Source organism: Streptomyces sp. NPDC030862, assembly GCF_055571835.1.
Map to the genome: position 1 here is coordinate 835,032 of NZ_JBVIEN010000003.1, position 16,419 is coordinate 851,450.

Sequence of the window (16,419 nt, forward strand, 5' to 3'; positions counted from 1 at the left end):
GAGACCAGGGCAAAGTCTAGCGACCCCGCCCCCGGGCGGTCCCCGCAGCGCTACGAGGTCGGCTCCTCGGCGGCGGGAGCGGTGGTCCGGCGGCGGGAGCGGGGGAGGACCCGCAGGGCGTCGGACATGTCGGCCACCTCCGTGACCTTCATGCCCGGCGGGACCTTGCCCGGGTCACCGGGCACCAGCGCGTGCGTGAAGCCCAGCCGGTGCGCCTCGGCCAGGCGGCGCTGTACGCCGGTCACGCGGCGGACCTCGCCCGCGAGGCCCACCTCCCCGATGGCCACGAGGTTCTTCGGCAGGGGGGTGTCGCTGGCGGCCGAGGCGAGCGCGAGCGCGATGGCGAGGTCCGCGGCCGGTTCGGACAGCTTCACCCCGCCCACGGTGGCGCTGTAGATGTCCCGCTTGCCGAGGGCGCTGATCCGCCCGCGCTGCTCCAGCACCGCCAGCATCATCGACACCCGCGAGGTCTCCAGGCCCGAGGTGGTGCGCCGGGGGGAGGGGATCTGCGAGTCGACGGTGAGGGCCTGGACCTCCGCGACCAGGGGGCGGCGGCCTTCGAGGGTGACGGTCAGGCACGTGCCCGGCACGGCCTCGGCGCGGCGGGTGAGGAACAGCCCGGAGGGGTCGGCGAGGCCGACGATGCCCTCGTCGTGCAGTTCGAAGCAGCCGACCTCGTCCGTCGCGCCGTACCGGTTCTTCACGCCGCGGACCAGGCGCAGGCGGGCGTGGCGGTCGCCCTCGAAGTGCAGGACGACGTCCACGAGGTGTTCGAGCAGCCGGGGCCCCGCGATGGCACCGTCCTTCGTCACGTGGCCGACGAGGAGCGTGGACATGCCGCGCTCCTTGGAGGCGCGGATCAGCGCGCCGGCGACCTCGCGGACCTGCGCCATGCCGCCCGGGGCGCCGTCGATCTCCGGCGAGGCCACCGTCTGGACGGAGTCGAGGACCAGGAGGGACGGCTTGACGGCGTCCAGGTGCCCGAGGACGGCGGAGAGGTCCGTCTCGGCCGCGAGGTAGAGGTGGTCGTTGAGGGCGTTGATCCGGTCGGCGCGCAGCCGCACCTGGCTCGCGGACTCCTCGCCCGTGACGTAGAGGGTGCGGTGCTCGTCGCTCGCCGCCTTCGCCGCGACGTCGAGGAGGAGCGTGGACTTGCCGACCCCGGGCTCGCCCGCGAGCAGCACGACGGCGCCCGGCACCAGGCCGCCGCCCAGGACGCGGTCCAGCTCGTCCACGCCGGTGGAGCGGGCGGTGGCCTGGCGTCCGTCGACCTGGCCGATGGGCAGCGCGGCGGTGGAGACCCGTCCGGCGGCGGTCGTGCGCACCGCCGGCGTGCCGTACTCCTCCACCGTCCCCCAGGCCTGGCACTCCGGGCAGCGGCCGAGCCATTTGGCGGTCGTCCAGCCGCATTCGGTGCAGCGGTAGGAGGGCCTGTCCTTGGTGGATTTCGTACGGGCAGCCATGCGCAAACCGTAGCGGCCCCCACTGACAACGCCGCCTTCCGGCGGCGCGCAGAGCCGCTGGCATATACCGCTTGTCACGTGGCGGGGGCAAAACGCCCTGTCCTCTTTTGAGGGATACGTTCACCCGTAAGGGTTAAAAGAGCGGAAGCGGTACGAAGAGTGTGCCTTCGCCCGCCTACGGTCGCCGGGTGATGAGCAGCAGGCTGGAGCCCCCCACGTACACCACCGGCGCACACCGGTCGCGGCGCGGTGCGCCCGGGGACGCCGGGGCCGAGGAGCGGACCACCGCCCGGTCCTCGGCCCGGTCCTCGGCCCGGACCGGCGGCCGGACCCTCGCCCAGCGCCCGCCCGCGCGGTACGAGCCGTACCTGGACGGGCTGTTCACGTACTGCCTGTCCGTGCTGTGCGACCACGACGTGGCCACGGCGGTGCTCGGCGACGTCCTCGCCATCGCCGAGCGGCACTCCGGGCGGTGCCCCGCCGGCGAGACCGAGCGCAGGGCGTGGCTGTACGCACTGGCCCGCTGGGCCTGCCTGCGCGAGCTCGGCGAGCAGCGCGAGAAGCGCCGCCGGCAGGGCGCGCACACCGGCCGCCCGGCCCCGGCCCACGCCTCCGGGGAGGCGCCGCCGGCCCAGGTCACCGACGAGACCGCCGAGTACCGCCGCCGCGAACTGGCCCTGCTCGCCTGGCCCGAGGCGGCCGGCACCACGCCCCAGCAGCGCGAGGCCCTGGAGCTGGCGGTCCGCCACCAGCTCGGCCCCCGCGAGGTGGCCGCGGTACTCGGCATGGAGCCGCTCGCGGCGCGCGAGCTGCTGTCGGCGGCGGCGTGCGAGGTGGAGCGCACCCGCGCGGCCCTCGCCGTCGTGGAGACCGGTTCCTGTCCGGCCGTCGCCCGGCTCACCGGCGACCACCAGGTGCTGCTCTCCGCGGCGCTGCGGCGCGAGCTCGTCCGGCACGTCGACGACTGCCCGCGCTGCCGCCGCGCCGCCGAGCGCGCCGGGGCGGGCGGCCCCTGGCCCGGCGCGTCCGTCACCCCCGCCAAGCTCCCGCTGGTCGAGGCGCCGCGAGCGGCGGCGTACGTGGCGATGCTGCACGTCCGGCGGGCGCGCGCGGCCGGGCCCCGGTTCGGCCGCGACGGCTTCCCCCTCGACCCGAAGGACCACGCCGCCCGGCGCGACCGGATGCGGGCGCGCGCGGTGACGACCACCGTGGTCGCCACGGTGGTCGCGGCGCCGGTGCTGGCGCTGTGGGCGGCGTACCGGGGCGCGCCGATGACCGGCGAGCCGCGCGACGGGACGGCCATCAGCGCGAGCGAGGCCGACGAGCCGGGCGCCGCCGACGGCGCCCCCGACCCGTCGCAGGACGGGTACAACCGGTACGACCGGTACGCGAACGCGGGCAACGCCCGCAGCGAGCCCGGCGGCCGCGGCGCGGTCTCCGTCGAGGTGATCAGCACGGGCACGCCCGCCCCGCCGGCGAGACCCGGCCGCCCGGCCCCCGGGCGCATCACGGTCACCGCGCAGCCGGCCGGCGACGACACGACGATGCTCACGCTCACGGCGTCCGGCGGCGAGCCGGTCACCTGGTCGCTGTGGACGGACGCGCCCTGGCTGTACGCGAGCCGTTCCACCGGCACGCTCTCACCGGGCCAGTCCCTCGCGGTGTACGTCTCCGTCGACCACGCCCGCGAGCCGTCCGGCCCCTGGACCGCGCGCGTGGGCGTGGACCCGGCGGGCGCGATCGTCGAACTCGACGGCGAGGGCACGCCCCGGCCGCCGGCTCAGGACCCGACGCCGACGCCGCCGTCCACCCCGCCGGCCTCGACCCCGCCGCCGTCCCCGGACCCGAGCCCGACGCCGTCCGCACCCTCTTCCCCGCCGCCGGACCCGGTCCCGTCGGACACCGCCTCACCGTCGGAGCCCCCGTCGACGGAAGCGCCGCCGCCGTGAGGAACGCCGGGGATCAGGGCCGCGGATCCGCCGGGTGCGGCGCGACCAGCGGCAGCTGGGAGGAGAGCCGCGCCTCGCACAGCTCCACCAGCACGTCGTACGCCGCCTTGCCCATCAGCTCCGTCAGCTCCGGCCGGTACGTCACGTACACCGGTTCGCCCGCCCCGTGCGCCGACGTCGCCGAGGTGCACCACCAGTGCAGGTCGTGGCCCCCGGGGCCCCAGCCCCGGCGGTCGTACTCGCCGATCGAGATCTGCAGGACCCGCGTGTCGTCGGGGCGGTCGATCCAGTCGTACGTACGCCGGACCGGCAGCTGCCAGCAGACGTCCGGCTTGGTCTCCAGCGGCTCGCGCCCCTCGCGCAGCGCCAGGATGTGCAGGGCGCAGCCCGCGCCGCCCGCGAAGCCGGGGCGGTTCTGGAAGATGCAGGAGCCCTCCCAGCGGCGGGTCTGCCGGTCGCCGTCCTCGTCGAGCTGCGTCCAGCCCGACTCCGTACCGATGTCGTGGAACTGCCACAGCTCCGGTGTGAGCCGTTCCACATGGCCGGCCACCCGCTGCTCGTCCTCCTCGTCCGAGAAGTGCGCGCCCAGCGTGCAGCAGCCGTCGTCCGCGCGGCCGGCCTGGATGCCCTGGCAGCCGCTGCCGAAGATGCAGGTCCAGCGAGAGGTGAGCCAGGTCAGGTCGCAGCGGAAGACCTGCTCGTCGTCGGCGGGGTCGGGGAACTCCACCCAGGCGCGGGGAAAGTCCAGCCCCTTCTCGTCCCCGGCCACCGGCAGGGCCGGTACGGGGGGAGCGGGCTTCGCCTTCTTCGCCTTCTTCGTCTTTGGCACACACCAAGCGTATGCGCCACGCGCAGTAGCGTTCCTTCCATGAGACTCGGAGTCCTCGACGTCGGTTCGAACACGGTGCACCTGCTGGTCATGGACGCGCACCCCGGCGCCCGCCCCCTTCCCGCCCACTCGCACAAGGCGGATCTGCGCCTCGCGGAACTGCTCGACGCCGACGGCGCGATCGGCCCCGAGGGCATCCAGCGCCTGGTCACCATCACCGCCGACGCCGTGCACACCGCCGAGGACAAGGGCTGCGAGGACGTCCTCCCCTTCGCGACCTCCGCGATCCGTGACGCCTCCAATGCCGACGAGGTCCTCAAGCGGGTCCGCGAGGAGACCGGCGTCGAACTGACGGTCCTCACCGGCGAGGAGGAGGCCCGCCTCACCTTCCTCGCCGCCCGCCGCTGGTTCGGCTGGTCCGCCGGGAAGCTGCTGCTGCTCGACATCGGCGGCGGCTCGCTGGAGATCGCGTACGGCATGGACGAGGAGCCCGACGCGGCCGTCTCCCTCCCGCTGGGCGCCGGACGGCTCACCGCCGGCTGGCTCCCCGGCGACCCGCCGGACCCCGACGACGTGAAGGCGCTGCGCCGCCACGTCCGCACGGAGATAGCCCGCACGGTCGGCGAGATCGCCCGCTTCGGTCCGCCGGACCACGTCGTGGCGACGTCGAAGACGTTCAAGCAGCTGGCCCGGCTCGCCGGTGCGCCCGGCTCCGGCGAGGGCCTGTACGCGCAGCGCGTGCTGACCCGTACGTCACTCCAGGAGTGGGTCCCCAAGCTCGCCGCCATGACCGCCGTGCAGCGCTGCGCCCTGCCGGGCGTGTCCGAGGGCCGCGCCCGCCAGCTGCTGGCCGGGGCGCTGGTCGCGGAGGGCGCGATGGACCTCTTCGGCGTCGAGGAGCTGGAGATCTGCCCGTGGGCGCTGCGCGAGGGCGTGATCCTGCGCCGCCTCGACCACCTCCCGACCGCTCCCTAGCCGCGCCCCGTACCCTGTCACTCGTGGCAGATCCGTCGGAAACAGTGGTGCGCATCCCGGAGGCGAAGGTCGCGCTCTCGACGGCCTCGGTGTATCCCGAGTCGACGGCGACGGCCTTCGAGGTCGCCGCGCGCCTGGGGTACGACGGCGTCGAGATCATGGTGTGGACCGACCCGGTCAGCCAGGACATCGAGGCGCTGCGCCGGCTCTCGGACTACCACCAGGTGCCGATCCTCGCCGTCCACGCGCCGTGTCTGCTGATCACCCAGCGGGTCTGGTCCACCGACCCGTGGGTGAAGCTCCAGCGCGCCCAGGCGGCGGCCGAGAAGCTCGGCGCGTCGACCGTCGTCGTCCACCCGCCGTTCCGCTGGCAGCGCCAGTACGCCCGTGACTTCGTCAGCGGCATCTGGCGGATGGCGAACGAGACCGACGTGCGCTTCGCCGTCGAGAACATGTACCCGTGGCGCTACCGGGACCGCGAGATGCTCGCGTACGCGCCCGAGTGGGACGTCACGAAGGACGACTACCGCCACTACACCGTCGACCTCTCACACACCGCCACCGCCCGCGTCGAGGCGATGGACATGGTGGCCCGCATGGGCGACCGCCTCGGGCACGTGCACCTGGCCGACGGGCGCGGTTCGGCGAAGGACGAGCACCTGGTGCCGGGGCGCGGCACGCAGCCGTGCGCCGAGCTGCTGGAGTACCTGGCCCGGTCCGGCTTCGACGGCCACGTCGTCGTCGAGGTCAACACGCGGCGCGCGATGTCCGCCGCCGAACGCGAGGCCGACCTGGCGGAGGCCCTCGCCTTCACCCGGCTCCACCTGGCCTCCTCCGCGCGCACCTCATGACCGCCTCATGACCGAGTCGCCCAGGCGGCGCGGGCGCCCGCCACGGACCGCCGCCGCCGAAGGACCGGGCGCCCGCGAGCGCATCCTCGAAGCCGCGCGCGCCGAGTTCGCCGCCCGCGGGTACGACAAGACGTCGGTACGCGGCATCGCCAGGACGGCGGGCGTGGACCCGGCCCTCGTCCACCACTACTTCGGTACGAAGGACGACGTCTTCGCCGCCGCCATCGAGATGTCCTTCGAGCCCGCGCTGGTCGTCCCGGCCGTGCTCGGCGCGGGACCCGAAGGCGTCGGCGAACGTCTCGCCCGCACGTTCCTCGGCGTCTGGGAGAACCCCGCGACCCGCGCGCCCCTCCTCGCGATCCTCCGCTCCGCGCTGACGCACGAGGCCGCCGCCACCGTGCTGCGCGGCTTCGTCCTGCGGCGGCTCCTGGAGCGGGTGGCCGGGGAGCTGCGCGTACCGGACCCGAAGTTCCGGGCCGAGCTGGCCGCCTCCCACATGATCGGGATCGCGATCCTGCGGTACGTCGTCCGCGTCGAACCGCTCGCCTCGGCGGACCCGGAGCAGATCGTGGCCATGGTGGCGCCCGCGCTCCAGCGGTACCTGACCGAGGCGTGAGCCGGCCGTCCCACTACCCGGACGACATGTCCAGATCTTGGAGTCACCGCGTACGCTCGAAGAAGACACCTCTTTGTCCTCTTCGTTAAGGAGCGAGCGACGATGCCCGAGCTGAGGTCCCGCACCGTCACCCACGGCCGCAACATGGCGGGCGCCCGCGCCCTGATGCGCGCCTCCGGTGTACCCGGTGCGGACATCGGTCGGAAGCCGATCATCGCGGTCGCCAACTCCTTCACGGAGTTCGTGCCCGGCCACACCCACCTCCAGCCGGTCGGCCGGATCGTCTCCGAGGCGATCACGCAGGCGGGCGGCATCGCGCGCGAGTTCAACACGATCGCCGTCGACGACGGCATCGCCATGGGCCACGGCGGCATGCTCTACTCGCTGCCGTCCCGCGACCTGATCGCGGACAGCGTCGAGTACATGGTCGAGGCGCACTGCGCCGACGCCCTGATCTGCATCTCCAACTGCGACAAGATCACCCCGGGCATGCTGATGGCCGCCCTGCGCCTCAACATCCCGGCCGTCTTCGTCTCCGGCGGCCCGATGGAGGCCGGCAAGGCCACCCTGGTCGACGGCACGGTCCGCACGCTCGACCTGGTCGACGCCATCTCGGACGCCGTCAACGACAAGATCTCGGACGCCGACATCCTCCGCATCGAGGAGAACGCCTGTCCGACCTGCGGGTCCTGTTCCGGCATGTTCACCGCCAACTCGATGAACTGCCTGACCGAGGCCATCGGCCTCTCCCTCCCCGGCAACGGCTCGACCCTGGCGACCCACACGGCCCGCCGCGCCCTGTACGAGAACGCCGCCCGCACCGTCGTCGAGCTGACCGACCGCTACTACACCCAGGGCGACGAGTCGGTCCTGCCGCGCAACATCGCCACCATGGCGGCGTTCGAGAACGCCATGGCCCTCGACATCGCCATGGGCGGTTCCACCAACACGATCCTGCACCTGCTGGCCGCCGCCCAGGAGGCGGGCGTCCCGTTCGGCCTGGAGGAGATCGACGCCGTCTCGCGCCGCGTGCCGTGCCTCGCCAAGGTCGCGCCGAACGTCGCCAAGGACCGTACGTACTACATGGAGGACGTGCACCGCGCCGGCGGCATCCCCGCCCTCCTCGGCGAGCTGCACCGCGCCGGGCTGCTCAACGAGGACGTGCACTCCGTCCACAGCACCTCCCTCACCGACTGGCTCAAGACCTGGGACGTGCGCGGCGGCTCCCCGTCGCCCGAGGCCGTCGAGCTGTGGCACGCCGCCCCCGGCTGCCGCCGCTCCGCCGAGGCGTTCTCGCAGTCGGAGCGCTGGGACTCCCTCGACACGGACGCCGCCGAGGGCTGCATCCGCTCCGCCGAGCACGCGTACTCGAAGGACGGCGGTCTGGCGGTCCTCCGGGGCAACCTCGCCGTGGACGGGTGCGTCGTGAAGACCGCCGGTGTCGACGAGTCGATCTGGACCTTCGAGGGCCCGGCCGTCGTCTGCGAGTCGCAGGAGGAGGCCGTCGAGAAGATCCTCAACAAGCGGATCACCGACGGCGACGTCGTCGTCATCCGCTACGAGGGCCCCAAGGGCGGCCCCGGCATGCAGGAGATGCTCTACCCGACGTCCTTCCTCAAGGGCCGGGGCCTGGGCAAGACCTGCGCCCTGATCACCGACGGCCGCTTCTCCGGCGGCACGTCCGGCCTGTCGATCGGCCACGCCTCGCCGGAGGCGGCGAGCGGCGGCACGATCGCGCTCGTCGAGGACGGCGACCGCATCCGCATCGACATCCCGAACCGCGCCATCGAGCTGCTCGTCGACGACGCCACGCTGGACGCCCGCCGCGAGGCGCTGGGCGGCGTGTACGCGCCGAAGAACCGCGAGCGCAAGGTCTCGGCGGCGCTGCGCGCGTACGCGGCGATGGCGACGAGCGCCGACAAGGGCGCGGTGCGCGACGTCACCAAGCTCGGCTGACCACCGGAGCCGAGCCTCACCAGCGGGTCGGGTCCTTCGCCGCCACGGCGAAGACCGACCCGTCCGGCGCGGTCGCCACGACCGCGCCGCCGTCGGCGGTGACGAGCGGCGCGGGCAGGGAGGCGGCGTAGCCGAGCCTCCCGCCGCGCAGCCTCGGCCCGGTCTGGCCCAGCACCGCCGCGCGCGCCGTGTCGACGGCCAGCAGCCTGCCGTCCGCCGCCGTGAAGTACAGCCGCTCGCCGCCGGCGGCCACCACGGGCCGGGACACCCGGCCGGTGGACGTCTCCAGCTGCCACAGGTCTACGCGGGCACGGGTGTCGACGGCGACGAGCGTGCCGTTGCGCGCCAGCAGGTACGCCCGGTCCCCGTCCACCGCGACCTGCGGCTCCGCCATGGGGAACGGCAGCGGTACGCGGTGGACGGCGCGCCCCTCCGGCTCGTACCGCACCAGCGCGTCCGTCTGCGAGTCCCGGTCCCGCGACGTCAGGTGCAGGACCCCGCCGGACGTCGTGCCCACGGGTGTCAGGTGCCCCTCCAGCCGTCGCTGCCACACGACGGCGCCGTCCCCGGGCCGTACCGCGCTGACGAGGGTGCTCGCCCCCGACCCCGCGACCTCGAAGGCGTACACCAGCCCCGTCTCCGCGCTGTACGGGCCGAAGCGCGGCTGGTCGTGACCGCGCAGCGGGTGCTGCCAGCGCTTGCGCCCCGTCGCCCCGTCGACGCCCGTGACCCTGCCGGAGGGCGCCGTGAAGAGCACGGTGTCCCCGGCGTGGTGGACGCCGCCGCCGTACGCGGAGAGGTCGGCGCTCCAGGCGGGCGCTCCGTCACCGGCCGCGTACGTACGGAGGGTGCCGTGCGCGACGGTGTGCACCAGGCCCCCCGACACGACGGGCTCGGACGCCTCGCCGTCCACCGCCGCCGTCTTCCGCGACCAGACGACCCGCCCGTCGCGCGGGTCGAGCCGGGCGAGGCCGCTGCCGGACGCCGCGCAGTACAGGGCGCCGTCCGCGTACGCGCACAGGGGCGCCGCGTCACCACCGGACGTGCCCAGCGGCGTGCGCCACGGCGAGAAGGAGGCCACCGCCCCGGCGGCTTCGGCGGCCCGCGGCGCCGGCGTCTGTCCCGTACCGCCGCTCAGGCCCCACAGTGTGGTGCCGCCGCCCGCGGCGAGCGCGACGAGGGCGGCCGCGGCGAGGGGCCACCGGGCGCGCCGGCGGCGCACCGGTGCGGTCGGAACAGGTTCATCCGGAACGGCTTGCGCCGGAACCAGCTCCGCCGCAACCGGCTCCGTGAACGCCGTCTCCCGGCGGCGCTGCGCCGGTATGAACGCGGTCGCCTCGTACGACGGCGGCCGCAGCTCCGCCATGATCTCGTCCGGCGTCGGCCGGTCGGCCGGCTCCTTGGCCAGGCAGCGGCCGACGAGCGGCACGAGCTCGGCGGGCACCCCGCTCAGGTCCGGCTCGTCGTGGACCACCTGGTACGCCACGATGTACGGGCTGCCGTCGTCGAACGGCCCCTGCCCGGTCGCCGCGTGCACCAGGACCGAGCCGAGCGCGAACACGTCCGCCGCCGGGCCCACCTCCCGGGGCCGCTGGAACTGCTCGGGCGCCATGTACGGCGGCGAACCGATCAGCTTGCCGGTCTCCGTGCGCAGGTCACTGTCCACGGGCCGCGAGATGCCGAAGTCGATGACGCGGGGGCCGGTGTCGGTGAGCAGGACGTTGCCGGGCTTGAGGTCGCGGTGCACGACACCGGCGCGGTGGATGTCGCGCAGCGCCTCCGCGAGGCCGGCGGTCAGCCGGCGCAGCTCGGCGGGGGCCAGCGGGCCGTTGCGCTTCACCTGGTCGGCGAGCGTGGGACCCGGCACGTACAGGGTGGCCATCCACGGCCGCTCGGCGTCCGGGTCGGCGTCCACGACGGGCGCAGTGAAGGCCCCGCTCACCCTGCGGGCGGCGGCCACCTCCTGCCGGAAGCGGGCCCGGAACTCCGGGTCGGCGGCGTACTGCTCGTGGACCACCTTCACCGCGAGGCGCAGTCCGGAGGCCGACCGGGCGAGGTGTACGACGCCCATCCCGCCCGCTCCGAGCCGTGCCTCCAGGCGGTACTGACCGGCGTATCCCGGCACCGGCGGCATCGCCCACCCCCGTGGTCCCCGTCGATATTCGGCCGCGCATGCGACGCTCGGAGCCTAGTCGATGGTGCGTCCGATGTCGGTGGGGCTTGCTAGCCTGCGCGTCGCACACAGTGAAGCCCGGCGCACCGCCGGCTCACCACCACGGGGGAGGGCCACAGCCCATGGAAGACACCACCACGAGCACCCAGACCGCCACGGCCACCGGGGAGGCGGACACCGCGGCGTTCGCCGCCGCCGACGTCGTCCGCTACCCGGTCGCCCCCGGCCACCGGGTCAACGTCCGGTCCGGCCCGGGCACCCAGTACCGCCTCATCCGGACCCTCCCGTACGACGTGCGGGTCCCGGTCTACTGCCAGAAGCCCGGCGAGCGCATCACCGGCCCGTACGGCACCACGGCCCTCTGGGACAACATCGCGGACGGCGAGTTCGTCTCCGACGCGTACGTGAAGACGGGCACCGACGGGTACGTCGCACCGCGCTGCTCCTGACCGCCTCGCCCGTCGCTCCGCCGCTCCGGCGATAATCGGGCTCGTGAGCGACGACCAGACGGACAAGACGGGCAAGACGGCGGACACGACGACCGGCACCGGCACCGGCACCGGCACCGGCACGATCGCCGGGCCGCGGCCCGAATCCCTCCGTTTCTTCGGCACCACCTGGGTCGACCACGACGGCGGGTACGGGCTGCGGCGCGCCGGCGTCGCCGCCGGCTCGCTCGCGGCCGCCGTCGCGGGCGCCCTCGTCCTCCGCTTCGCCTACCAGGGCCTGGCCATCGCCGACGTCGGCGGCTTCGTCAACACCCTGGTCGTCGTCATGTTCGCCGTCTGCACCGCCATCGCGTTCAGCAGGACGTGGCAGGGCTTCACGCGCCGCCCCGCCGACCCCTCCCGGGAGGACGCGCTCCGCAGCCTGAAGGCCATCGGCTTCATCGGCTCCCTCCTCGCCTACTTCGTCCGCTCCCTCACCGAAGCGCCGGGCGAGAAGCTGCTGCGCGCCGAGTACGAGACGGCCCGCGCCCGGTACGAGAAGCGCCGCACCACCCGCGCCGGCAACCCGGCCGCTCGCAAGCGGAAGCGGAAGTAGCACAGCACCGGCTGCCCTTGACGCGCCCTCCCGCGCGCGCAACTATTCATCACATGGTGAATAACCACTCCGGTGCTGCCGTCCAAGCCCGTGGCCTCACCGTCGTACGCGGCCCCCGCACCGTCCTCCGAGACCTCGACTTCGCCGTGCCACCCGGCCGGATCACCGGCCTCCTCGGCCCCTCGGGGTGCGGCAAGTCCACCCTCATGCGGGCCGTCGTCGGCACCCAGGCCAAGGTCACCGGCGCGCTGACCGTCCTCGGCCGCCCCGCCGGCGACCCCGCCCTGCGCGCCCGCGTCGGCTACGTCACCCAGGCCCCCTCCGTCTACGACGACCTCACCGTCCGCCAGAACCTCGACTACTTCGCCGCCGTCCTCCGGCCGGGCCGCACCCACCGCGACACCCGCGCCGCCTCCGTCACCCGCGCGCTCGCCGACGTGGACCTCACCTCACACGCCGACGCCCTCGCCGGCCGGCTCTCCGGCGGTCAGCGCAACCGTGTCTCGCTCGCCGTCGCCCTCCTCGGCACCCCCGACCTGCTCGTCCTCGACGAACCGACCGTCGGCCTCGACCCCGTCCTCCGCCGCGACCTGTGGCGGCTCTTCCACCGCATCGCCGCCGAGCGGGGCACCACGATCCTCGTCTCCTCCCACGTCATGGACGAGGCGGAACGCTGCCACCGCCTGCTCCTCCTGCGCGACGGCGAGCTGCTGGCCGACGACACCCCCGACGCCCTGCGCCACCGCCACGACACCCCGACCGTCGAAGAGGCCTTCCTCCGCCTCGTCGACGCGGCCACCGCCCGCCAGGAGGCCCCGCGATGAACGGCTCCCGCACCCTCGCCACCGCCGCCCGCGTCCTGCGCCAGCTACGCCACGACCCGCGCTCCCTCGCACTGATGCTGCTCGTCCCGTGCGTGATGCTCGTCCTGCTCCGGTACGTCTTCGACGGCAGCCCCCGCACCTTCGACTCCCTCGGCGCCTCGCTGCTGGGCATCTTCCCGCTGATCACGATGTTCCTGGTGACCTCCATCGCCACCCTGCGCGAACGCACCTCCGGCACCCTGGAACGCCTCCTCGCCCTGCCGCTCGGCAAGGCGGACCTCATCGCCGGCTACGCCCTCGCCTTCGGCCTGCTCGCCGTCGTCCAGTCGGCCCTCGCCACCGGCCTCGCGCTCTGGCTCCTCGGCCTCGACGTCATCGGCTTTCCCTGGCTCCTGCTCCTGGTGGCCCTCCTCGACGCCCTGCTGGGCACCGCGCTCGGCCTGTTCGTCTCGGCGTTCGCCGCCTCCGAATTTCAGGCCGTCCAGTTCATGCCGGCCGTGATCTTCCCGCAGCTCCTGCTCTGCGGCCTGTTCACCCCCCGCGACCGCATGCAGCCGGCCCTGGAGACGCTCTCGAACCTGCTCCCCATGTCGTACGCCGTCGACGGCATGGCCCAGGTACTCCGCCACACCGACATGACCGCCGACTTCGTGCGCGACGCGCTCGTCGTCGCCGCCTGCGCCCTCCTCGTCCTCACCCTCGGCGCCGCCACCCTCCGCCGCCGCACCGCTTAGGGGGTGTCTTGCCGATCTTGCCGGGCTCGCGGCGTCTGGTGCCGCGCCTCGCCGCGTTGCCCCCTAGGGAGCGGACGGCGACGGCGCCCGGTGGGGAGCCGGGTGCGGGGGCCGCGCCGTCGCGGGAGGCGCATGAGGAGTGGCCGTACGGGTCGGTGGAGGCGGCGGCGGGGAAGGTGGCGCGGGCTGCGAGCCCACCGCCGCCGCGCCCAGCACCGCCACCGTGACCAGCCCGGCCCCCACCGCGCGCCGGTGTCTCGCCCGCACCTCGTGCGGCCGCCGCACCTCACCACCCGTACGGCCCAGGTCCCGCAGCACGAACCGCAGTTCGCCCCGCTCGCCATCCTCCGGCACGCCACCCGACAGGTCTCCGGACACGACCGTCCTCCTTCCCGCCCACCAGCCGCCCGGTAGGACCGCCACCGCGATCATTCGGTTCCGACCGGCCCGGGCGCCACCGCCGTACCGCTCCTCGGACACCCCACCCGCCACACCGCTCCTGGTGCGAGGATGGCCCCACGTACTCCCCGGCGAGGTGAACAGAGCCATGACCCAGACAGTCGCAGTCCTCGGCACCGGCAAGATCGGTGAAGCCCTGCTCAGTGGCATGATCCGCGCCGGCTGGCCGGTCGAGCACCTCCTCGTCACCGCCCGCCGCACCGAACGCGCCGAGGAGCTGCGCACCCGCTACGGAGTCGAGCCCGTCAGCAACGCCGACGCCGCCAAGCGCGCCGACACCCTCATCCTCGCGGTCAAGCCCCAGGACATGGGCAAGCTCCTCGACGAGCTCGCCCCCCACATCGCCCCCGACCGCCTGGTCATCAGCGCCGCCGCAGGCATCACCACCACCTTCATCGAGGAACGCCTCGCCGCCGGCACCCCCGTCGTCCGCGTCATGCCCAACACCCCCGTCCTCGTCGACGAAGGCATGTCCGTGATCTCGGCCGGCAGCCACGCCACCCAGGACCACCTGTTCCACGCCGAGGAGATCTTCGGCGGCGTCGGCAAGACCCTCCGCGTCCCCGAGACCCAGCAGGACGCCGCCACCGCCCTCTCCGGCTCCGGCCCGGCGTACTTCTACTACCTGGTCGAGGCCATGACGGACGCCGGCATCCTGCTGGGCCTGCCCCGCGCCCAGGCGCACGACCTCATCGTCCAGGCCGCCATCGGCGCCGCCGTTATGCTCCGCGACAGCGGCGAGCACCCGGTCAAGCTCCGCGAGGCCGTCACCTCCCCCGCGGGCACCACGATCAGCGCCATCCGCGAGCTCGAGAACCACGGCGTACGCGCCGCCCTGATCGCGGCCCTGGAGGCGGCCCGCGACCGCAGCCGCGAGCTCGCCTCCGGCAACGGCTGACGTCCGCCGAAGCCCGGGCGGCGCCGTCAACCGGCGGGCAGCAGCCCGATCGCCCGGTAGGCCCGGTCCACCACCGGCCTCGCGATCGCCCGGGCCCGCTCAGCCCCCTCCCTCAGGACCCCCTCCACATATCCGGGATCGGCCACCAGCTCCGCGTGCCGCTCCCGCAGCGGCCGCAAGACCTCCACGACCGCCGCGGCCGTGTCCTTCTTGAGCGCCCCGTACGACGTGTACGCACCGGCCAGCGCCTCCGGGTCCCCACCGGTGCACGCCGCCAGCACATCGAGCAGGTTCGTCACTCCCGGCTTGGCGTCCCGGTCGTACGTGACGTCCTGCCCGCCGTCGGTCACGGCCCGCATGACCTTCCGCCGCACCGCCTCCGGCTCGTCGAGCAGATAGACGGTCCCGGCCCCGTTCCCGCGTGACTTCCCCATCTTGGACGTCGGGTCCTGAAGATCCCGCACCCGCGCCGCGACCTGGGGCAGGATCGCCTTCGGCACGGTGAACGTGTGCCCGTACCGCTGGTTGAACCGCACGGCCAGATCCCTGGTGAGCTCCACATGCTGCGCCTGGTCGTCACCCACCGGCACTTCGTCGGTCCCGTACGCGAGGATGTCGGCCGCCATGAGCACCGGGTACGTCAGCAGCGACACCCGCACACTCTGCCCGGCCGCCCGCGCCAGCGCCCCCTTCTCCTTGTACTGGATCATGCGCCGCAGCTCGCCGTCCGAAGCCGTGCACTCCAGCAGGTACGACAGACGAGCGTGCTCGTCCACATGACTCTGTACGAAGAGGACGCACCGCCGGGGGTCGAGCCCGGCGGCCAGCAGGAGCGATGCCGTCTGCCGACTGAGCCGCCGCACCCGTGCCGGGTCGTGCTCGACGGTCAGCGCATGCAGGTCCACCACGCTGAACAGGGCCTCCGCCCGGTGCTGATCCACCTCGACCCACCGCCGCACGGCGCCGAGGTAGTTGCCCAGCGTCAGGTGGCCCGTCGGCTGGACCCCACTGAAGATCCGCGTCATCGCGTTCTCCCCTTCTCTTCCTCGAGGGAGGCCGCCACCACCTGCGGCCGACCCCCACCGGGAGGGAGAAACGCGAACGGCCGCCGAGGCGGCGGCCGTTGAGTGCATGCGCGTGTGCCGGCCGCCGTCAGGCGGCCCACCACTGAAGGTTGCACACGCGCGTTGTCATGCCTCCAGCCTACCCAGGCGGCCTCGGGTTGACATGGATTTGCTGGATCCGTAGTGTTCTCCGAGTTGTCCGACGTGAGCGCCGACCCCGGTCGGTCCCCGGACAGCCATTCCGCAAGAACCACTCCAGGCGAGCGACGCCGTACCCACGTCGTCGTTTCGTTTTCTCGTGCGCTTTTGCGAAATGAAGGATCCGCGTTCGAATGAACGCAGCCCGATTAGCGTCGGGGCAACGGATTCGCTAAAGTCTCACTCGTCGGAACGGCCCAACGGGTCGGGAAGACAAGCCCGCTGACTGGGAATCAGGCCCGAAAGGATCTGATAGAGTCGGAACCGCCGGAAAGGGAAACGCGAAAGCGCAGAACGGCCCGGCAGCCCGCTCCAGCGGGTGGCGGAAACGGAAAACGGATCTGCTAAGCTGGAAACACGAAAGACCGAAGGGAAGCGCCCGGAGG

The 16,419-nt window shown here is 73.7% G+C and carries 15 protein-coding genes and 1 pseudogene; 10 read left to right on the forward strand and 6 right to left on the reverse strand.

Annotated elements, in window-relative coordinates; translation table 11 throughout:
- Nucleotides 1-50: 50 nt before the first annotated feature.
- Entirely contained in the window at nt 51-1,463 is a 1,413-nt protein-coding gene (gene radA / locus ACZ42X_RS11950; RefSeq protein WP_468287369.1) for a DNA repair protein RadA, read from the reverse strand.
- A gap of 188 nt (nt 1,464-1,651) precedes the next feature.
- On the opposite strand from radA, the pseudogene ACZ42X_RS11955 reads away from it, so the two are divergent.
- A pseudogene (locus ACZ42X_RS11955) lies at nt 1,652-3,409 on the forward strand (BACON domain-containing protein); the annotation flags it as partial.
- 16 nt (nt 3,410-3,425) lie between these two features.
- On the opposite strand, the gene ACZ42X_RS11960 reads toward ACZ42X_RS11955, so the two are convergent.
- Entirely contained in the window at nt 3,426-4,241 is an 816-nt protein-coding gene (locus ACZ42X_RS11960; RefSeq protein ID WP_468287372.1) for a DUF3109 family protein, read from the reverse strand.
- A gap of 39 nt (nt 4,242-4,280) precedes the next feature.
- On the opposite strand from ACZ42X_RS11960, the gene ACZ42X_RS11965 reads away from it, so the two are divergent.
- The 4 genes from ACZ42X_RS11965 (at nt 4,281) to ilvD (ending at nt 8,639) form a co-directional block, all read left to right on the forward strand.
- A complete protein-coding gene (locus ACZ42X_RS11965; protein WP_468287375.1) occupies nt 4,281-5,216 on the forward strand; it encodes a Ppx/GppA family phosphatase in 936 nt (311 codons plus the stop codon).
- Nucleotides 5,217-5,260: 44 nt separating this feature from the next.
- Nucleotides 5,261-6,067, forward strand: coding sequence for a sugar phosphate isomerase/epimerase family protein (locus ACZ42X_RS11970; protein WP_468287512.1), 807 nt, complete (start codon nt 5,261-5,263; stop codon nt 6,065-6,067).
- Between the two features lie 7 nt (nt 6,068-6,074).
- Nucleotides 6,075-6,683, forward strand: coding sequence for a TetR/AcrR family transcriptional regulator (locus ACZ42X_RS11975; RefSeq protein WP_468287378.1), 609 nt, complete (start codon nt 6,075-6,077; stop codon nt 6,681-6,683).
- Between the two features lie 102 nt (nt 6,684-6,785).
- Nucleotides 6,786-8,639, forward strand: a complete 1,854-nt coding sequence (gene ilvD, locus ACZ42X_RS11980) for a dihydroxy-acid dehydratase (protein ID WP_468287381.1) — start codon at nt 6,786-6,788, stop codon at nt 8,637-8,639.
- Nucleotides 8,640-8,655: 16 nt separating this feature from the next.
- On the opposite strand, the gene ACZ42X_RS11985 is transcribed toward ilvD, so the two are convergent.
- On the reverse strand, nt 8,656-10,773 hold the full coding sequence (locus tag ACZ42X_RS11985; protein WP_468287384.1) for a protein kinase domain-containing protein: 2,118 nt from the start codon (nt 10,771-10,773) through the stop codon (nt 8,656-8,658).
- Between the two features lie 161 nt (nt 10,774-10,934).
- On the opposite strand from ACZ42X_RS11985, the gene ACZ42X_RS11990 reads away from it, so the two are divergent.
- From ACZ42X_RS11990 to ACZ42X_RS12005, 4 genes are all read left to right on the forward strand, one after another.
- Nucleotides 10,935-11,261, forward strand: a complete 327-nt coding sequence (locus tag ACZ42X_RS11990) for an SH3 domain-containing protein (RefSeq protein ID WP_468287387.1) — start codon at nt 10,935-10,937, stop codon at nt 11,259-11,261.
- 124 nt (nt 11,262-11,385) lie between these two features.
- Nucleotides 11,386-11,856 carry a hypothetical protein gene (locus ACZ42X_RS11995; protein ID WP_468287515.1) on the forward strand — a complete coding sequence of 157 codons (471 nt, stop codon included), beginning with the start codon at nt 11,386-11,388 and terminating at the stop codon, nt 11,854-11,856.
- Nucleotides 11,857-11,909: 53 nt separating this feature from the next.
- On the forward strand, nt 11,910-12,680 hold the full coding sequence (locus ACZ42X_RS12000; RefSeq protein ID WP_468287390.1) for an ABC transporter ATP-binding protein: 771 nt from the start codon (nt 11,910-11,912) through the stop codon (nt 12,678-12,680).
- The gene (locus ACZ42X_RS12005; protein WP_468287393.1) at nt 12,677-13,414 is read left to right on the forward strand and encodes an ABC transporter permease; all 738 of its coding nucleotides are present in this window, start codon (nt 12,677-12,679) and stop codon (nt 13,412-13,414) included. The genes ACZ42X_RS12000 and ACZ42X_RS12005 overlap by 4 nt, the downstream gene beginning before the upstream one ends.
- Nucleotides 13,415-13,477: 63 nt before the next feature.
- Here ACZ42X_RS12005 and ACZ42X_RS12010 read toward each other — a convergent pair whose 3' ends face one another.
- Nucleotides 13,478-13,792, reverse strand: a complete 315-nt coding sequence (locus tag ACZ42X_RS12010) for a hypothetical protein (protein WP_468287396.1) — start codon at nt 13,790-13,792, stop codon at nt 13,478-13,480.
- A gap of 169 nt (nt 13,793-13,961) precedes the next feature.
- Here ACZ42X_RS12010 and proC point away from each other — a divergent pair, with 169 nt between their 5' ends.
- A complete protein-coding gene (gene proC, locus ACZ42X_RS12015) occupies nt 13,962-14,771 on the forward strand; it encodes a pyrroline-5-carboxylate reductase (protein ID WP_468287399.1) in 810 nt (269 codons plus the stop codon).
- Between the two features lie 26 nt (nt 14,772-14,797).
- Here proC and trpS read toward each other — a convergent pair whose 3' ends face one another.
- A complete protein-coding gene (trpS, locus tag ACZ42X_RS12020; RefSeq protein WP_468287402.1) occupies nt 14,798-15,796 on the reverse strand; it encodes a tryptophan--tRNA ligase in 999 nt (332 codons plus the stop codon).
- Between the two features lie 417 nt (nt 15,797-16,213).
- On the reverse strand, nt 16,214-16,419 hold a 206-nt coding region (locus ACZ42X_RS12025), incomplete at its 5' end, for a hypothetical protein (protein WP_468287405.1).